Below are 16,905 nucleotides of genomic sequence, written 5' to 3' on the forward strand. Positions count from 1 at the left end.
AGGCGGCAGGGCCGATCACCGCATAGGTGATCTTGACGTCAGGGTTTTCCGCCTTCACGCCTTGTGCGAACGCCGCCGACTGCGAATTCCACGATGGCGGTTCGCCCGAGACGACGATGCCGACCGACTTGGAACGCGACACCTTGGCGGCGAGACGGCCGGCCAGATAGGCACCCTCGTGGCCGCTCAGCGTATAGTCGGCGACGAGGCCCTTCTCCAAGCCGGCTGGCGTGTCGACGATCGCCACCGGAACTTTCAGTTCCTTGGCGATTTCGGGCGCCGAGGTGTTGTAGCCGCTGGCATGCGCGATCAACAGGCTGGCGCCGTCGGAGGCAAGTTCCCGCAAGGTCGGACGAACGTCGCCATAGCCGAGGCCCTGGGCCACGACCACTTCGACGCCGGCGGCCTTGCCCGCCGCCTTGGCGGCGTCGATGCCTTGCTGGTTCCAGCCATAGTCCGTGCCTTCTTCGGGCGTCAGGATGGCGATCGACTTGACCTCGCCGGCAAGCGCGCCGCTCATCAAGACACCGGTCAATATAGCTGCACTTACACTGCTCTTAAGAAACTTTAACATGTTACCCTCTCTGTTGTTTTACCAATCAATATTCTTATTGTTATTGCGCAAAAGCGAGATAGACTGCCTAGGAAAAATTACATTATGGAGCTCAGGCAAAGTGAAGATCCGTTATGGCCTTCCGGTGATGCTGGCGTTGTCGTCCTTCGCCAACGCGGTTGAGTTGCACCATGTCACCGTCCGCACCGGCACTGACGGGCTCGACATGGTTCCGTTGACGATTTCGAATGCGGGCAGCGAAAGCCTCTCCTGCAACGCCGACTTCGCCCACTGGTATTCAGCCGGGATCGCAACGGTCGAGCCGGGCAAGAAGACCCGCGTCGAGCTCTGGTTCGATGCGAAGACCGGCACGTTCACGATCCTCAACGACAAACGCGAGAACCTGCCCGTCGAGCGGCTGTGGTGCGGTCTGGCGAGCCGCGCATATGCCACCCGCGTGCAGGTCACGCTCGACCGCACCGATGCGGCGAAAGGCGAGCGTGATGTGTCCTGCGGCATCGCGCGGGACAGCCTGGTCTGCCGGTAGGCGGTCATCGGGCTTTCCGTTCGAACACCGCGCGCCCCTTATTCTTTTGCCAGGAATGCGTCGGTGAAGACGTCGTCCGCCGACAGAGCCGTCTTGAGCACCCCCTGGTCCGTCAGCGTCTTCAGGGTCTCCTCCCACTGCGTCTTCGTCATCCAGCCAAGACCGTGTTCCTTTGTGTCGGGGCTGCTGAACGTCGAGGCGATGTCGGCGTTGATCTGCGCCAGCAGTACATCCTTTTTCTCCGCATAGCCGGGCGCGGCCTTGGCCGTGATCTCGGCGGCCTCTTCCGGATGAGCCACGACATAGTCGAAGGCCTCCCTGTATGCCTTGACGAAGCGGCGTACGACGTCCGGCTTGTCCTTGATCATCGCCTGCGAGGTGAACAGGCCCGAGCCATAGGCTTTCCACCCATGGTCCGCCCCCATCATGATGCTGAGCGAGCCGGGGCCTCCGGCCTTCGCTTCCAGCTCGGGAACCTCCGCATCGATATAGCCGACGACCGTCTGAACCCGGCCAAGCAGCAAATAGCTTTCATAGGGAGGCGAGACGCTGTTCAGCGTCATGTCCTTTTCGGTCAGGCCGTTGGCGGCCAGGAAACCCTTGAAGAAGATGTAGGTGGAGCCGGCCGGATGAATGCCGATGGTCAGTCCCTTGAGGTCGGACGGCTTGGTGAGCTTCAGCGTCTTGGCCAGCGAAATGATCCCCAGCGGCGAGTGCTGGTTGACAGCCGCCAGCGCCACGACCGGGACATTCTGCGACCGTGCGACGGCAAGCGTGGGAAGATCGCCGAACCCGAAATCCGCGTTCTCATTACCCACCAGCCGCATCGCGTCCGGCGAGCCGGACCCCTTGCGGATCTCGGCCACATCGATGTCGTTCTTGGCGAAGAAGCCCTTTTCCTTGCCGACGAAGAACATGGCGTGATTGCCGCGCACCACCCAGTCGAGCTGGACGTTGACCTTGTCGGCCGCCAGAGCCGCGCTGGAGAAGCCGAGTGCGCCGACAAAAGCTGCCAAGGTAGCTGCCTTGATAAGTGACCGTCTCAGCATGTTTTGTTCCCCTTTATGAATTTGGTTGATCGAGTGGGCCTAGGACTGGCTGAATTTCGGCGCCCACGGCACCACGATGCGTTCGAGGATTTCGGCGGCGTAGTAGAAGGCGATGCCAAGCACGGAAACGAGCAGCAGCGCTGCGAAGACCAGCGCCGTGTCGAGCTGGGTCGAAGCGAACTGGATGACGTAGCCGAGACCGTCCGACGCCCCGGCAAATTCGCCGACGATGGCGCCGATCACGCTCAACGTGGCGGCGATCTTGGTTCCGGCCATAAGGTTCGGCAGCGAGTGCGGAACGCGGATCCTGAACAGGATCTGCGTCTGGCTGGCCCCGACCGAATTCATCAGCGACAGCAGCGAGCGATCGACCGATTGCATGCCGGCCAGCATGGAGAGCGTCACCGGGAAGAACGCAATGACCAGGATGAGGCCGATCTTGGGCGCCAGCCCATAGCCGAACCAGAGGATGAAGATCGGCGCCAGCGCGACTTTCGGCACGTTCTGGAACAGCACCACCAGCGGATACAGCGCGCGTCCCAACCAATCGAAGCGCACGATGACCAGCGCAATGGCAATGCCGACCACGACCGAGACCAGGAAGCCGAACAGGATCTCGCCCGCCGTCACCAGCGTCGCCTGCATCAGCGTGCCCCATTGCGCGACCAGCGACTTCGCGATCTCGGAAGGGGCGGGAATGATGAAAGCGGATATGGCAAAGATCCGCACGGCCGCTTCCCACAGCACGATCGTCACCAGCAGGAGGATGACCGCCGGCAGCCAACTGCCGGTCGCCGCACTCCAGCTGGAGGCGAGGCGCGGCTCGGAAAGGTCCGTGATGGGTTGGTCGCTCAAGACGCGCCTCCCGGTTGATGGCTGGAGCGCAGCATCGTTCGCAACTGGACCACCAGCCTGACGAACTCCGGATCTTCGGTGACCGACAGGTCGCGCGGATAAGGCAGCGCAATGTCGAGGCTCTCGGTGATCCGCCCCGGCTTGATCCCTAGCACGTGAACATGGCGCGACAGATGGATGGCCTCGTCGATGGAATGGGTGACGAGCACGATCGTCTTGCCGGTACGCTGCCAGATCTCCAGCAGCGACTGGCCCATCGAATCGCGGGTGATGGCGTCGAGCGCGCCGAACGGTTCGTCCATCAGCAGGACCGCCGGGTCGAGCGCCAGGGCCCGTGCGATGGCAACCCGCTGCCGCATGCCACCCGACAGCTCGTTTGGCCGCTTGTGGGCGCTGTCGCCCAGCCCGACCAATTCCAGCATCTCCTGCCCGCGCGCCCGCAGATCCGAGCGCGACAGCGATTTGTCGGCGATGCCGAGCAGCAGCGAGGCATTGTCGACGGCGTTTTTCCAGGGGAGCAGGTTGGCGTCCTGGAAGACGAGGCCGATCATCCGCTTGCGCGCAGCCTCGATCGGCGCGAGCCCGGCGATCGAAACGCTGCCCTGGGTCGGCTGCACCAGCCCGGCCAGCACCTTGAGCAAAGTGCTCTTGCCGCAGCCGGAAGGGCCGATAAGGGAAACGAACGATCCCTTTGGCACCGAAAGATCGATGTTCCTGAGGATCAGCTGCCGGGCGATGACCACCGAAACGCCTTTGGCGGAGATCAGATCGTCATGGCGGATATGGGCCGGCCTGTCGCCGGCGGCTCGGATGGTTTCAATGCGCATGGCTTGCCGCCCCGCGTGCTGTTTTCTGCCGCACCCGCACCATCTTGATGGCGAAGGCGCCCTTCACACAAACAGCCGACCGGTGGAACTCCTCGAACCGGCCTGCCCTCTGCGCACCATGTGACATTGGCTACTCCCGGCCTTCCAGGATGCGCCGCACCGCGACGAGCTTGCGCGCCCGTTCACCTTGCAGCGCTTTTGTCTGCTCGGGCGTGTAGGCAAACATGCCCTCGCCCGACTTGATGCCGAACTTCGACGCGGCCGTCTTCTCCAGCACCATCGGCGCGACATCGTCACGGTTGGAGAGATCGGCATTCAGGAAGGACGAGACGGATTTGTAGATATCCAGCCCCGCCATATCGAGCAGCGCCATCGGGCCGATGACGGCAATCTTGTAGCCGATGCCCCAGGATACGCAGGTGTCGAGGTCTTCCGGCTCGATGACGCCGCGCTCGACAAGATCGACCGCCTCGCGCAGCAGCGCATAGAGCACGCGGTTCTCGACGAAGCCTGGAACGTCCTTCTTCACCACCACCGGCAGCAGGCCGATCGAGCGGATGAGATCGCGGATAACAGTCACGGTTTCAGGCGCGGTCTTTTCGCCGCCGATCACCTCGATCATCGGGATGATGTGCGGCGGGTTCGACCAGTGCATGCCGACCATCCGCTCGGGTTGCGAGATATGCGCCTGCAGCTTGGTGATCGGGATGCCCGACGTGTCGGAGGCGACGATGACAGACGGGCCGATCAGCGGATCGATGTCGCGATAGGTCTGCGCCTTGATGTCGATATTCTCGGGCACGTTCTCGATCACCAGTTCGGCGCCATCGACGGCCTCGGCGATCGTCTCGACGAAACGCACGCTGCCGGCGCCAGTCCCGGGCGCCTTGATGTCGAGACGGTCGAGCACGCCGCCGGCGAGATCGAGCATGCCGCGGGCGCGCTCGATTGCCCCTGGCGAAACATCATACGCCGTCACATCGAGCCCGCCGCGCGAAAGCCGCGCGGCGATGCCTGGACCCATCGTTCCCAGTCCGATGAGAGCGGCGCGCTTGATCATCATGCCGCCTTTGCGGGAGCAGCAGTGGTTGCCGCCTTGAAAGCCGGCCGGGCGGCGATTGCGGCCACCCAGCGCTCCAGATTGGGCATCGACGGCCGGTCGATCTTGAAGTCGACGCAGCGCTTCAGGATCGGCGCGCAGGCAATGTCTGCAAGGGTCAGCTTGCCGAGCGCCAGGAAGTCCTTGCCGGCCAGGTGGCCGTCGACGATCTTGAGCTGCGCGACAAGGTCCTTCACTTGTTCCTTGTATTCGGCGGTCTGTTCTTCGGGCGTGAGCTTGGCGCCCTTGAAGGCCGCCAGGTAGCCCGGATTGACCGCAGCCAGCAGGAAGTCCATCCAGCGCTCGACCTCGGTCTTTTCGGCCGGCGTGGCGCCATTCAACTGTTCGCCGCCGAATGCCGCGAGATAGCGCAGGATGGTGTTGGACTCCCAGATCACGGTGTCGCCGTCGACCAGCGTCGGCACCTTGGAGGTCGGGTTGAGCGCCTTGTATTCCGCCGTCTGCGTGTTCTCGAACTGGCGGCCATAATCCTCGCGCTTGTAGGAGGCCCCCAGCTCTTCGAGCATGAAGAGCACCTTCTGGACGTTGCCTGATGTCTGGCGGCCTAACAGCTTGTACATGTCGTCTCCTCGCTAGTGTCCAAGGCCTACTTGCTCGCCGGCAGCGGCTTGTAGACGATGGCGTCCATTTCGATCTTGGTGTTGATGACGGCCTTTGCCTCGACGGTCGTGCGTGCCAGAACGGCGTCGCCGATCCCTTCGAGGAACGCCTTGTTGTAGCGGCCGAAATCGCGCGTATCCTCGAGATAGGTGGTGATCCGCACGACATCCGACAGCGTCGCGCCTTCATGCGCGATGACGCGTGCAATGGTCTTCAGCGTCGCCAGCGTCTCTTCCTCGATCGTGCCGCTGATCACGTTGTTGTTCTCGTCCTTCGGCACCTGGCCCGAGACGAAGATGAAATCGCCCGCACGCACCGCCGGATGAAACGGCAGGTTCGGGTTCTTGTTGCCGATGGCGTAGTGGCTGGCGGATTTTCGCGTGCTGTCGCTCAACATACCCCCCTAGAGAACGCTGGTTTCGATGATGTCGACGCCGCGGATGCGATCGATCAGGTAGACGATGCCGCGGTCGTCGATGGTCACGTCGTTGGACGAGGAACGCTCCGCCCCCTCCGGCGCGTCGGGCATGAAATGGCCGACTTCCTTTGGCGCGAACGGATCGGCGATGTCGACGAGGCGCAGCCCCTGCGCGAACCATGCAAACGGAATGACGGTTCCATTGAACCGCTCGGAGGGCTGGTGGCAGCCGGTCATCGGCGGTTGCAGCGCGCCATCCGGGTCGAGGCCCGGCACCTGGAAGGTCGAGATCGGCAACGGGTTGGTCTCGTCGGTGATGTCGTAGATCCAGGTGAAGGCCGGCGGCGAAGGTCGCAGTTTGGCGACATCCTCGTCCGCCACCACCATGATGTTGCGGCCCTTCAGCAACTGCGGGATCGGCAGGCAGGTGTGGGTGGGATGCGGAAAGCTCGGGCTCGAATTGACGTGCGAGACCAGTTTCGGCTTGGTGATGTCCGAAATGTCGAGGATGAACAGGCCGTGATGCCAGTAGCTGACATAGAGCCGGTCGCCCATGCGCAGCGGATGGTGGCAACGCGGCGTGACATAGTCATGCCACGGGTATTCTTCGCCGCCACCCGTCCACTGGCCGGGTATCCACCAGCGTCCGACCTCGACCGGCTGTGCCGGATCGATCAGGTCGAGGATCATCACGATGTTGCCGACATAACCGTCGGCGGTCGGCGAGATGTAGACGTAACGGCCGTCGAAGTCGTAGCGGTGGACGCCCTTGCCGCCGGTTATCCATTTCGAGATGAGCTTGGGCTGCGCCGGCTTGGTTGTGTCGTAAAGCGCCAGTCCGCCGCCGAAATCGGCCGGGCCGGCATCGCCAAAGCGCTCGTGGTTGATGATCATCAGCCCATCCTTGGCGCGCACCTTGTGCGAGTGCCAGCCGGGCGGAACATCGATCGTGGCTATCTTGCGCGGATTGCGCGGGTCGGAAATATCGACCAGCGTCGTGCCGCTCGGCGGCCGCATGTGGCCGATATAAAGGATGTTGCCATCGACCCAGACCTGGCCGCCGCCTGGACAGTCGACATGGCCGATCTGCTTGGTGTTGAACGCCGAAACCAAATGCATACACCCTTGCTGCTGAAGCGTCGTTTTCGATGTCCACGCCGCCAATCGCGGCGGGACAGTGCTTGCCGAAGGACCGGAAACTAGACGAGGCGGAGCAGATCGCCGGCCTGGTTGCGGCCCCAGCGCTTGTAGAGGAGCAGCGCCTTCTGCGTCGGCGCATCAGTGGCGCCGAAGAAGATCACCGGCTCGCTCGACGAGCCGTTGACATGCTCGACCCAGGAACCGCCAGGTATGGCGATGGTGTCGAACTGGTTCCAGTCATAACGTTTGCCGTCGATGATCGAATGGCCGTTGCCGCGGAACGGCGCCAAGAGCAGGCTGGCGGTCTCGCGCTGCGGCAAGGTCTTCTCGCCGGGGCGCAGCATCTGCACGTAGAAATTGATGGTGTGGAAGACGGGTCCGCCGGTGGTCGGATCGACATAGTCGATGACGATGCCTTCATGGGGGTCGCCATCCCAATCCTTGTGGGCGTCGAGGACCGCTTCCATCTTCTCCCAGCGATAGACATACATCGGCGACGACAGGCCGCCGCCGCGCTTGTGGTCGACGAAACGCGGCATCAGGCCACCCTCGCCATAGATGCGCTGTGAGTAGTCACCGGGATAGCGGGCGGTCTGCACCTTCTTCTCGACTTCCTTGCCATCGACCATCTCGGTGTATTTGTGGTCGAAATGGACGGCATGCAGCGTTTCGACCAGCGGCAAGTCGAGCACCGACAGGTTGACCGCCTGCTCGCCGCCGACGGTGCCATGATTGTGCCAGGCGTCGTTGGGCGTCAGCACCATGTCGCCCGGGCCAAAAACCACGTCTTCGCCCTCGACGCCGGTGAAATTGCCCTTGCCGGTCAGGCCGAAGCGGATGGCGCTCGGCGAGTGCTTGTGCGGCGGCATGATCTCGTCGGGATCGTTCAGGCGGTAGGCGGTGTACATGGTGCTGACCGATGCACGCTTGGGCGCAAGACCGGGATTGACCAGGATCAGCGAACGGCGCTCACTGTCGTCCATGGTCACCAGTTCGGCGGCGCGCTGCAGCAGCGGCTCGATGTCCGAATAGGACCACACGAAGGGAACGGCCTTCGACGTCGCCATCAGCTGCTTGATCTCGTCATGGTCGACGCCTTCCGACGTCGCCCAGAACGGAAACATGTTCTTTGCGTAGAGGGCGTCATAGAGGCCCTTGAGTGCTGCCTTCTTGTTGGTGAGCACATCGTTAGCTGGTTGCGCCAGGGACATATCGGACACCTCTCGTCACGAAGAAAATACTTCTAACCAACTCAACCGTATTCGCATTGGTTTTGCTCGACAATAGCCAAATTGCGAATTTTATAAGTTTTTGGTTGAGGTGCATTTTTGGAAGGCAAATGCCCAAAAATAGGCAGAATAGCCTAGAAATGCGCGAGATACGGCTCGCAATCAGGGCGTGGAACCGCTTCGCCACGGCCATGCGGAAGCGCATGACAGTCCAACCAACGCAGTTTTTCAGTCTCAACCAAAAGACTTTGGTTGTATTCCGGCCGCCTCTATCAGGCCGCCACGCTCTGTTGAGCGCGGCTGCGGATCAGATCCGCGGCCTTTTCGGCGATCATGATGACCGCCGCATTGATGTTACCACAGACGAGGTCGGGCATGACCGAGGCGTCCACGACACGAAGTCCGGCGATGCCGCGCACCCGCAATTCCGGATCGACCACCGATGCCGCATCGACGCCCATGCGGCACGTGCCGGCCGGATGATGCACGGTGATCGAGGTCTTGCGGATATGCTCGTCGATCTCTTCGTCGCTCTCGCATTTCGGGCCGGGAAAGAACTCCGCGCCAACGAACGGAGCCATGGACGGCTGGCTGGCAAGGTTGCGCGCAACGCGAAAGCCGGCGCGAAGCGATTGCCAGTCGCTCTGCGAGGACAGGAAGTTCTGGTGGATCAGCGGCGCAGCGACCGGATCGCTCGACGCCAGCTTGACGCTGCCGCGGCTCTCCGGCTGCACCGCAACGATACGGGTCGCAAAGCCGTCGGCGAACGGCGCCTTGAACGGCGACATGTAAGGCCATGCCCCCAGCGGTGCAGCGGTGAAAAGCAGCTGCACGTCCGGCAGCGGCCGGCTTGCGTCGCTCTTCAGGAATGCCACGACGCCGCCAGGCACATCTCCCGAAAAGCCCTTTCCGGTGAGATAGGTCTTGACGAAATCCAGCCCGATACGATCGGCCCGCATCATCTTGAGAAACGGTCCCGGCTGTTTGCGCCGATACATCAGGATGACCGAAACATGGTCCTGCAAATTCTTTCCGACCTGCGCACGATCGACCTTCGTCTCGATGCCATGCGCCGCGAGCTCACCGCCGTCGCCTATGCCTGACAGCATCATCAGCTGCGGCGTGTTGATGACGCCGCCGGCAAGCAGGACTTCGCGCCGCGCCAGAACTTCATGGCTCGCCCCGCCTCTGGTGTAGGCAATGCCCGCCGCGCGCCCATCCCTGAGCAGGATCTTCGTCGCCATCGCGCCGGTCAGCACCTTGACATTGCCGCGGCGCATGGCCGGCCGCAGATAGGCGGTCGCGGTCGAGCAGCGGCGGCCGTTGGCGATCGTCATCTGCAGCCGGCCGAAGCCTTCCTGTATGGCGCCGTTATAGTCGTCGGTCTGCGGGTATCCGGCATCACGGCTGGCTGTGGCGAAGGCATCGATCAGTTCGTCCTTGTACCGGCAGAACTGGGTGTTCAGCGGCCCGCTGCCACCACGGTACCGGCTTTCCCCCGCTTCCCAGCGCTCCTGCTTCTTGAAGTAGGGCAGCACCTTGTCGAACGACCAATCCGTCAGGCCGCTTGCCGCCCAGCGATCGTAGTCGCCGCGATTGCCGCGCACATAAGCCATGGCGTTGGTGGAGGAAGAGCCGCCGATGACCTTGCCGCGCGCGCATTCGACCTTGCGCCCGCCGACATTGGCCTCGGGCTCGCAGAAATACATCCAGTCGTGGCGGCGCTCGGTCAGTATCTTGCCCCAGCCGAGCGGGATGTGGATCATCGGATCGCGGTCCCAATCCCCCGCCTCCAGCAGAAGCACCGATACGGCAGGGTCCTCGCTCAGCCGGTTCGCCAGCACGCAGCCGGCCGATCCCGCACCGACAATGACGTAGTCAAAGGTTTCGCCAGCCGGCATGCGTGATCCTCGGGAGAAAGACGGTCCGCCGCGATGGCAACCGTCGACATGGGCAGTCAACCATCGCGCAACTAGTGTTGTCAACCATTGCGTACAGTTGTAGATTGGTTGAATTGGTTGAGTGCCGTCGAACAGGTTTTCGTGTCACAATATGATGTCGGGACGTTGAGTCGGCGGTCTGCCGATCGGACAGGAGATTTGGTTTTGAGCGCATTCGAGCCGCAGGTCGGACCATCGGATCTCGACGACATCATCGCCGCGGTCCGCCAGTTGCAGCAGGGCGGCGGCAAGCTTCCGTCCGAGCGCGATCTTGCGCAACATCTGAGCGTCAAGCGCCATCAGCTTCGCAAGGCGCTTGAAGTGCTGCGCCTTTCGGGCGACCTCAAACCGGCGCGCGCCAGGCGGGCGCCGACCGCCCTTCCGAGATATGGCGAGGAACTGGTCAGGGTAACCAATCCGATCGAGGTCCTGGAATTGCGCCTGATCATGGAGCCGGGCCTTGCCCGACTGGCGTCGCTGCGCGCCTCCTCTTTCGAGACGGCGCGGATCCTCGACGCGGCAACCACGCCGGAGAACGCCCCGTCGGGTGAGGTCGACTTCGCTTTCCATCTCGCGATCGTTGCCGCGGCCCGCAACCATCTCGCCGCGGAATTCTACAAGATGCTGCGCCAGGTCGGCGTCGATGCGCGGGTGAAAGTTGCGCGCACCGCAGCCCCCACCTGCCCCAAGCGGATCGCCCACCGCGACGGCGAGCATCGCCTGATCGCCGAAGCGATCTCGCAGCGCGATCCCGAAGCGGCAGAGGCCGCAATGCGCACGCACCTTTTGTCCGTGCAGAGACAGATCATGGAACGGTCGAATGCCGGCGCCTTTGCCGCGTGATCGTATCAGCTTCCGATAGTGAGCCTGTGCGGGGAATTTCAAATTGAAACGTCATTTCGACGTGCTGGTGATCGGTGCGGGATCCGCCGGCTCGGTTGTTGCCAGCCGGCTCAGTGAAGACCGGTCGTGCCAGGTCGGCCTCGTCGAGGCCGGGGCGATGCCGGCCGATCCCGACATCGCCGATCCGCTGAAATGGACGATGCTTCAGGGCCGCGCCTACGACTGGAGCTACCGGACCGTGCCCCAGCCCTTCACCGCCAACCGCGTCCATGAATGGCCGCGCGGCAGGATCGTCGGCGGCTCGAGCTGCCTGCATGCAATGGCCTATGTCCGCGGCCATGCCGATGATTTCGAACCCTGGGCGCAAGCTGGCGGCGAGCGCTGGTCCTATCGGGGGTTGTTGCCGGGCTTCATCCGCAGCGAAGCCTTCACTGCCTTCGACGGGCCGACACGCGGCATGAGTGGCCCGCTGGACGTCTATCTGCCGGACGCCGAAGTCAGTCCGGTCGTGCGGGCCTACATCGCCGCCGGGCGCGCCATGGGTGCTCCCGCCCTGAGCGACCACAACAGCGGCGAACTGGTCGGCACTAGTCCCAATTCACTCAACATACGTGACGGCAAGCGCCTGAGCGTCGCCGACGCCTATCTGTCGTCGCAGGTCATGGCGCGGCCGAACCTGACCTTGCTTGCCGGCCACGAGGTCGAGCACCTGGTGCTGGACGGCCACAAGATCACGGGCGTGAGCGTGGTGTGCGGGGGCCAGACCGGAACGCTCTGCGCCGACCGGATCGTCCTTTGCGCCGGCGCAGTATCCACGCCGCTCATCCTCATGCGGTCGGGCATTGGCTGTCCCGATACGCTGAAGCAAGCTGACATACGTTGCCTTGCCGATCGCGACGATGTCGGCCGCAACCTGCAGGATCATCTGCTGGCTCTCGGCAATGTCTACAGCACGAAGAAGCCGGTGCCGCCTTCCCGCCTGCAGCACTCCGAATCGCTGATGTACCTGCACAGCGATGACCCGACCCGCTCCACGGGAAGTCCCGATATCGTGCTGGCCTGCGTCGTCGCGCCGTCGGCGGCCGAGGGCCTGAAGACCCCGCTTTATGGCTCGGCCTTTACCATCCTGTGCGGCGTCACTCATCCAACAAGCCGCGGGCGCATCACACCGAGCGGGCCTGGTCGCAATGACAAGCCGGTCATCGACCCGCATTACCTCGAAACCGAACACGATCGCGCGACATTCAGGATGGCGTTGAAGCGGGCGCGCATGGTCGGCCATCATGCGGCTCTGGGCGAATGGCGCGATATGGAGATCCTGCCAGGCGCACCGGTTCAGTCCGATGCCGAACTCGATGCTTTCATCGCCAGGGCTGCTTCCACCCATCACCATCCGGCCGGCACGTGCCGGATGGGTCGTGACACTGAGGCCGTCGTCGATCCTGACTTGCGGCTGAACGGCTTCGACAATGCCTTTGTCGTAGACGCCTCGGTGATGCCGGCGATCCCGAGCGGACCGATCAACGCCGCGATCGTCGCCATCGCCGAAACCTGGGCGGCGTCTTCACGGGCTACCCCGTCCTCAGCGTAACCGCGGCCGCGTCCGACAGTTCCCCTGGGTTCCGAATGGCTCTGGCTCCCAGCGATTGTCAGCTATGGAGATGCGTCAGTTCAAACGCGGCTCCGTCCTGGACGCCGGCCATGCGCTGCTCGGCGGACCGGAACATGTCCGCGAACTCCACCTGGTTTTCGAACACCACGCCGCCGACCTTGACGGTCAGGGCATCCTCGGTCCCTTTTGGCGCGAAATAGACTTGCGCGATGCGCGCCCGGATACGCTCGCCGATTTCCCTGGCTTCTGCTTCGGTCGCGCCGGCGAGGAAAACCCCGAACATCGACGTCCCCATGCGTCCAACCAGATCCTCCGCACGCACCGACGATTGTATGGTCGAGGCTATGAGCCGCAAGGCCTGATCGCCCCATTCAAGACCAAAGCGCAGGTTGATGGACCGCAGATGTTCCGAATGGATGACCAGGAAGGCGCCCGATTTCGGCCCCGGTACCGACGGCCGTGCCGTTCTTTTTTCGACCATCGACGTGAAGACCGCTCCGTTCAGGCAGCCGGTCATGGTGTCGAAGGTTGCCGACTTGTCGAGTTCCCGGCGATAGCGACGAAGCTCGATCCGTTTTAATCCAACGAACAGAAAAAGCGGAACGCCAAGGACAACGGGCAACAGGATTGCCGTGATCATGCTGCGCCCAAATGGCGTCAGCGCCTCGGAGAACAGGAGCAGATAATTGAGGCCGACGGAAACGCCCAGGATTGCAGCGGTTCCCAGAAAGGTCAGCAAAGCGACGCTTTTCCATGCCTGGTCGGTGGTGCTCGCCATAGTCTTTATCACTGGCCGATCTCCTGTGGTTGGGCTGGTATAAGGCCGGTGTGTTGCAATTTCAGTTTCAAGGAAGCTTGCAATTTAATCGATTGCGTGATGACCCCATCAAGGCTGCGCCCGTGGCGGTTAACAAACAAAACATCAGGGAATGAATGGCAGGCTATTGCGCCGGGCCGAATATGCCCATCTCAGCCTTTCGGGCTGTCGCCTCCGCCTTGCCGTAGATGCCGCTCGGCAGCGCCGTGGCCCAGCCGTTGGAGACAAGCCAGGCGCCGACATCCTGCTTGCCCAGCCTGCACGGTGCGGCGACGGCAAAACGCTCGACGTCCGGCGGTACGAAACAGTGCAGCGCGCGTCCCCTCAACCAGGAATTGAAAACGGCGCGTGCGCGAAGGCCGCAAGGCCAGGTGACGTCATGAAACGAGCAGGAGCTGTCGAGATCGATGCCCCGCACTCCGCTGATGACCACCTTGCGGCCCATGGCTTCGAACATCGCCGACGATGTGGCAATCGGGCGGTAGAGCAAGACCTCCCGCCAATCCCCGGGCATTGGCGTTTTCGGGGGCACGGCGAGACCGAGCTCGCTGAGTGGCGGACGGGGCTCGGCCCTTTCGATCTCAGCGGGATCAAGCCGTGGCGGAGCGATCAGGTCTTGAGCAACCTTGCGCGCCGGCTCCAGGCGTTGTGCGTCGGCAACCGGGGCAACCGGCCGGATAGGCCGGGTATCGCCAACATCCGGCGACGGGGCACGGACAGGCCGATCGACCGAAAGCAACGCCCCGCCTTGAATGATCAGCAGTATCCCGGCCAGAAGCAGGATGCTTCCGAGTGCGATCGCCAAGCGGCTGCGGCCCCGCCTGCCCATCAGCTTGAACAGGATCTCGGGGATTTGCGCCGGTCAGAAACCCGACGTCGATTTGGCAACCAGCTTGAGCGCACCTTTTTCAATCCGATAGAACGGCATCGAGCGTTGGCTGGATCCGTCGGCCCGAAACCGAAACAGGCCGGTCGAGCCACGAAAGCCGTTTGGATTTTCGAGAACTTTCTTGCTGAAGCCATCAGGCCCGACCGCGCTGGCAATCCCTGCCGTCAAGGCAACCATATCATAGGCATAGGCCACATTGACGTCGGCCGGATAGTTGTATGTCGTCCTGAAGCGGTCGGCGATCGGCCCGGTTTCACTTGGATCGAGCGTGGCGATAAACGCCCCCTCGAAGAGCGGATCCATGGGGTGCTCCAGCCAACGGTTCGTTCCGACGACGGAGATGGTCTTTCCCGGAATGCCCTTCGATTTGAGGGCGGCAAGGATGGGCGCCGGACTGCCATTGCCGCTGGCGACAATGACGGCGTCGGGGGCGTCCACGAGTGAGCCCATTTCGTCGATCGCCTTCGCGCCACCGTCGCCGGCAGAATATCGGAGAGTGACCGCGAGCGCCGCGCCGTAGATGCTGAGGCTGTTTGCGACCCGCTTCTCCATGGCGCCGGCGTTTGGATTGTCCGCGACAAGCAGTACGAACTTCTTGCTGCCTTTCGCGGCCAGTCCCGCGGCGCCGGCTGCGGCGCTGTCGGCTTCGCCAAGGAGCACGGCATAGACCCCGGCGCCGCCGGCGAAATTGTCGGCAAGCGCCAGAACCGGTGGCCGCTTCGATCCCGAAAGCGTGGCAATATGCTGGGCTGCCGGCAGCTCGGTCGGGCCAATGACGACTTTCGATCCCGTCGTAATGGCCGTTACCGCCAGTTTGCTGGCCTGCGCGCTGTCGCCCTTGGTGTCCTCTATCGTCAGCGTCAGCAATCCGTTGCCGATATCCGTCATCGCCAGCTTGGTCGCATCGAGCATCTTCCTGCCGTTTTCCCCGGCCGTTCCGGGGGCGGACAGCGGCAGCAGCATCGTGACTTTGGTCGAACCGGTACCCAGCGACTGGGTCGCCTGGACGGGACCGCCACCGGCGGCGCCGTTCTGCCCGGCAGGCGCGGCAATCGTCGCCGGATCGAGCACTTCGGACACGCCGCCCTTCGACTGGCAGCCCGACACGATCGCGGCGAGCGCCAAGGCGATTGCCCATGTCCGCGGACAGTGGACCTGTCGGCCAGCTTCCATGAATGCTCCACCCCTATGTGCCGCCGGATATTGTTCCCGGTCTGGTCTTCAACGCATGTTACGGCGGACTTGCAGTGCCGTCTGTAGTTCTTTTAGCCGCCGAAGAGCCTGCCTCTGAGCGCCCTGATCTGCCTTGCTTGCCCGGCACTTCGATAGTCGGCGCATTTCATGTATCGCGGCCCCGGCACGAACACGCGGCGCACGCAAACGCCCTTTGCCTGGGCAGGGGCTCCGCCCTCTCCGCCCGGCGAAAATGCGGAAAAGCCGAACGTCGCCACCGGCAAAGGCCCGGTCACTTCAAAGCCTTCCCTTGCCAGGATTGCCCGCGCACGCTGGCAGTAGCGGACCGAAAGGGCCGAGAACCGGCTTTCATTGTGCCCGGCGCGATATTTCATGACGGTGGTGCACAGATCGCCCGCGGCGAGCCTGTTGGCCTGTGCAAGATATTTGACCCCCAGCGCGATGTTGGCCGCCGGCGCGCTCAGATCGTCCAGGGAACCTCGAAAGCCGAGCATTCTGGCCGTCGCCGGCATCACCTGCATCAGGCCGACTTCGCCGTCGCCGCCTTGCACGTCGGGATCGAAGCCGCTTTCGATCTCCATCACCGCATGCGCCAGCATCGGCTCCAGGCCATAGATCGATGCCTGGCAACTCGCAAATGCCTTGAAAGCCTGCCGGGTCCACTCCGTGGCCGGATCACAGCGCACCGGTTGCTTCAGTCCGGACGAAAGCTGTGGTTTCACGGATGGTCGTTCCAGCCAGTTGGCACTGGCCGGCGTGACCGTTTGGACAAAGCCAAACAACACGATCGCACCCGCGACCGCCTTCAGGAAGGATCCGTCGGCTGTCATGATGGCCAACAGGCGTGGCTATCCGGTCAGTGCATGTACTCGACCATGCGATCGTGAAAACACTCGCATTTGTTGAGGTAGTCTTCGTCCTTGTAGTTCGTCTTCAGGTAGCCATAGGCCTTGCCGCAAGCGACCTTGGCCTCCGACGCCCAGACGAAGACGGGCCGCGACGAGTTGATCCACTCCGAGCTGTTGGCGACGGCAACCGACTCGTCCATCAACTTCACAACCTCCTGCTTCAGATCGACGATGTTGTCGTTCAGCACCAGGTTGGAGGTGCCGACGACACGGCAATAGTCGCCCGTCGGACCGTCGATGATGTCGGCGGCATACCCCGTCGACCCGACTGCCAGCAACAGCGTCGCAGCGGAAACAAGCAGTCTTGCAGAACGTTTCATATTGAGCTCCCCTAGATATTAGCGACGTATAACATAGTCGCGTG

General features: G+C 62.8%; 18 protein-coding genes. 3 read left to right on the forward strand and 15 right to left on the reverse strand.

Annotation, left to right across the window (positions count from 1 at the left end; translation table 11 throughout):
* Positions 1–574: BMP family ABC transporter substrate-binding protein (locus tag EN964_RS05960; protein WP_127276244.1), on the reverse strand; the 574-nt coding region annotated here is incomplete at its 3' end.
* A gap of 100 nt (positions 575–674) precedes the next feature.
* On the opposite strand from EN964_RS05960, the gene EN964_RS05965 reads away from it, so the two are divergent.
* On the forward strand, positions 675–1,100 hold the full coding sequence (locus EN964_RS05965; RefSeq protein ID WP_127267962.1) for a hypothetical protein: 426 nt from the start codon (positions 675–677) through the stop codon (positions 1,098–1,100).
* Between the two features lie 38 nt (positions 1,101–1,138).
* Here EN964_RS05965 and EN964_RS05970 read toward each other — a convergent pair whose 3' ends face one another.
* From EN964_RS05970 to EN964_RS06010, 9 genes are all read right to left on the reverse strand, one after another.
* Positions 1,139–2,149: an ABC transporter substrate-binding protein gene (locus tag EN964_RS05970; RefSeq protein WP_127267963.1), complete on the reverse strand. Its 1,011-nt coding sequence runs from the start codon at positions 2,147–2,149 to the stop codon at positions 1,139–1,141.
* Positions 2,150–2,188: 39 nt separating this feature from the next.
* Positions 2,189–3,004, reverse strand: a complete 816-nt coding sequence (locus tag EN964_RS05975; RefSeq protein ID WP_127267964.1) for an ABC transporter permease — start codon at positions 3,002–3,004, stop codon at positions 2,189–2,191.
* Complete coding sequence (locus EN964_RS05980; RefSeq protein ID WP_127270364.1) at positions 3,001–3,831, reverse strand: ABC transporter ATP-binding protein; 831 nt, start codon at positions 3,829–3,831, stop codon at positions 3,001–3,003. Before EN964_RS05980 ends, EN964_RS05975 begins: the two co-directional genes overlap by 4 nt.
* Positions 3,832–3,961: 130 nt before the next feature.
* Positions 3,962–4,891 (reverse strand): 5-formyl-3-hydroxy-2-methylpyridine 4-carboxylate 5-dehydrogenase, encoded by a 930-nt coding sequence (gene fhmpcd1 / locus EN964_RS05985; protein ID WP_127267702.1) that lies wholly within the window; start codon positions 4,889–4,891, stop codon positions 3,962–3,964.
* A complete protein-coding gene (locus EN964_RS05990; protein ID WP_013529861.1) occupies positions 4,891–5,511 on the reverse strand; it encodes a glutathione S-transferase family protein in 621 nt (206 codons plus the stop codon). The genes fhmpcd1 and EN964_RS05990 overlap by 1 nt, the downstream gene beginning before the upstream one ends.
* A 26-nt stretch (positions 5,512–5,537) precedes the next feature.
* Positions 5,538–5,948, reverse strand: coding sequence for a RidA family protein (locus EN964_RS05995; RefSeq protein ID WP_127267701.1), 411 nt, complete (start codon positions 5,946–5,948; stop codon positions 5,538–5,540).
* A 6-nt stretch (positions 5,949–5,954) separates the two neighbouring features.
* The gene (locus EN964_RS06000; RefSeq protein WP_127276246.1) at positions 5,955–7,088 is read right to left on the reverse strand and encodes an LVIVD repeat-containing protein; all 1,134 of its coding nucleotides are present in this window, start codon (positions 7,086–7,088) and stop codon (positions 5,955–5,957) included.
* A gap of 80 nt (positions 7,089–7,168) precedes the next feature.
* Entirely contained in the window at positions 7,169–8,320 is a 1,152-nt protein-coding gene (locus EN964_RS06005) for a cupin domain-containing protein (RefSeq protein ID WP_027039500.1), read from the reverse strand.
* A gap of 290 nt (positions 8,321–8,610) precedes the next feature.
* A complete protein-coding gene (locus EN964_RS06010; RefSeq protein ID WP_127267699.1) occupies positions 8,611–10,239 on the reverse strand; it encodes a GMC family oxidoreductase in 1,629 nt (542 codons plus the stop codon).
* 204 nt (positions 10,240–10,443) lie between these two features.
* On the opposite strand from EN964_RS06010, the gene EN964_RS06015 reads away from it, so the two are divergent.
* On the forward strand, positions 10,444–11,121 hold the full coding sequence (locus tag EN964_RS06015) for a FadR/GntR family transcriptional regulator (protein ID WP_127267698.1): 678 nt from the start codon (positions 10,444–10,446) through the stop codon (positions 11,119–11,121).
* 43 nt (positions 11,122–11,164) lie between these two features.
* On the forward strand, positions 11,165–12,712 hold the full coding sequence (locus EN964_RS06020; protein WP_164748746.1) for a GMC family oxidoreductase: 1,548 nt from the start codon (positions 11,165–11,167) through the stop codon (positions 12,710–12,712).
* A 58-nt stretch (positions 12,713–12,770) separates the two neighbouring features.
* Here EN964_RS06020 and EN964_RS06025 read toward each other — a convergent pair whose 3' ends face one another.
* The 5 genes from EN964_RS06025 to EN964_RS06045 all read right to left on the reverse strand — a co-directional run bounded on the left by EN964_RS06025 (position 12,771) and on the right by EN964_RS06045 (position 16,861).
* Positions 12,771–13,523: a GGDEF domain-containing protein gene (locus tag EN964_RS06025; RefSeq protein WP_127267697.1), complete on the reverse strand. Its 753-nt coding sequence runs from the start codon at positions 13,521–13,523 to the stop codon at positions 12,771–12,773.
* A gap of 151 nt (positions 13,524–13,674) precedes the next feature.
* Positions 13,675–14,355 carry a thermonuclease family protein gene (locus tag EN964_RS06030; protein ID WP_245490631.1) on the reverse strand — a complete coding sequence of 227 codons (681 nt, stop codon included), beginning with the start codon at positions 14,353–14,355 and terminating at the stop codon, positions 13,675–13,677.
* A gap of 57 nt (positions 14,356–14,412) precedes the next feature.
* A complete protein-coding gene (locus EN964_RS06035) occupies positions 14,413–15,612 on the reverse strand; it encodes an ABC transporter substrate-binding protein (RefSeq protein ID WP_127272575.1) in 1,200 nt (399 codons plus the stop codon).
* A 92-nt stretch (positions 15,613–15,704) separates the two neighbouring features.
* A complete protein-coding gene (locus tag EN964_RS06040) occupies positions 15,705–16,463 on the reverse strand; it encodes a lytic transglycosylase domain-containing protein (protein ID WP_127270683.1) in 759 nt (252 codons plus the stop codon).
* 26 nt (positions 16,464–16,489) lie between these two features.
* Positions 16,490–16,861: a hypothetical protein gene (locus tag EN964_RS06045; protein WP_127270682.1), complete on the reverse strand. Its 372-nt coding sequence runs from the start codon at positions 16,859–16,861 to the stop codon at positions 16,490–16,492.
* Positions 16,862–16,905: the final 44 nt, after the last annotated feature.

It is taken from the genome of Mesorhizobium sp. M7A.F.Ca.CA.001.10.2.1 (genome assembly GCF_003998575.1).
Classification (GTDB): domain Bacteria; phylum Pseudomonadota; class Alphaproteobacteria; order Rhizobiales; family Rhizobiaceae; genus Mesorhizobium.

Excerpts from the sequence above, each read along its gene's own strand:
- EN964_RS06000 (WP_127276246.1), bottom strand. The coding sequence starts at position 7,088 with ATGCATTTGGTTTCGGCGTTCAACACCAAGCAGATCGGCCATGTCGAC.
- EN964_RS06040 (WP_127270683.1), bottom strand. The coding sequence starts at position 16,463 with ATGACAGCCGACGGATCCTTCCTGAAGGCGGTCGCGGGTGCGATCGTG.
- EN964_RS06035 (WP_127272575.1), bottom strand. The coding sequence starts at position 15,612 with ATGGAAGCTGGCCGACAGGTCCACTGTCCGCGGACATGGGCAATCGCC.
- EN964_RS06045 (WP_127270682.1), bottom strand. The coding sequence starts at position 16,861 with ATGAAACGTTCTGCAAGACTGCTTGTTTCCGCTGCGACGCTGTTGCTG.
- EN964_RS05990 (WP_013529861.1), bottom strand. The coding sequence starts at position 5,511 with ATGTACAAGCTGTTAGGCCGCCAGACATCAGGCAACGTCCAGAAGGTG.
- EN964_RS05970 (WP_127267963.1), bottom strand. The coding sequence starts at position 2,149 with ATGCTGAGACGGTCACTTATCAAGGCAGCTACCTTGGCAGCTTTTGTC.
- fhmpcd1 (WP_127267702.1), bottom strand. The coding sequence starts at position 4,891 with ATGATCAAGCGCGCCGCTCTCATCGGACTGGGAACGATGGGTCCAGGC.
- EN964_RS06005 (WP_027039500.1), bottom strand. The coding sequence starts at position 8,320 with ATGTCCCTGGCGCAACCAGCTAACGATGTGCTCACCAACAAGAAGGCA.
- EN964_RS05995 (WP_127267701.1), bottom strand. The coding sequence starts at position 5,948 with ATGTTGAGCGACAGCACGCGAAAATCCGCCAGCCACTACGCCATCGGC.
- EN964_RS05980 (WP_127270364.1), bottom strand. The coding sequence starts at position 3,831 with ATGCGCATTGAAACCATCCGAGCCGCCGGCGACAGGCCGGCCCATATC.
- EN964_RS06010 (WP_127267699.1), bottom strand. The coding sequence starts at position 10,239 with ATGCCGGCTGGCGAAACCTTTGACTACGTCATTGTCGGTGCGGGATCG.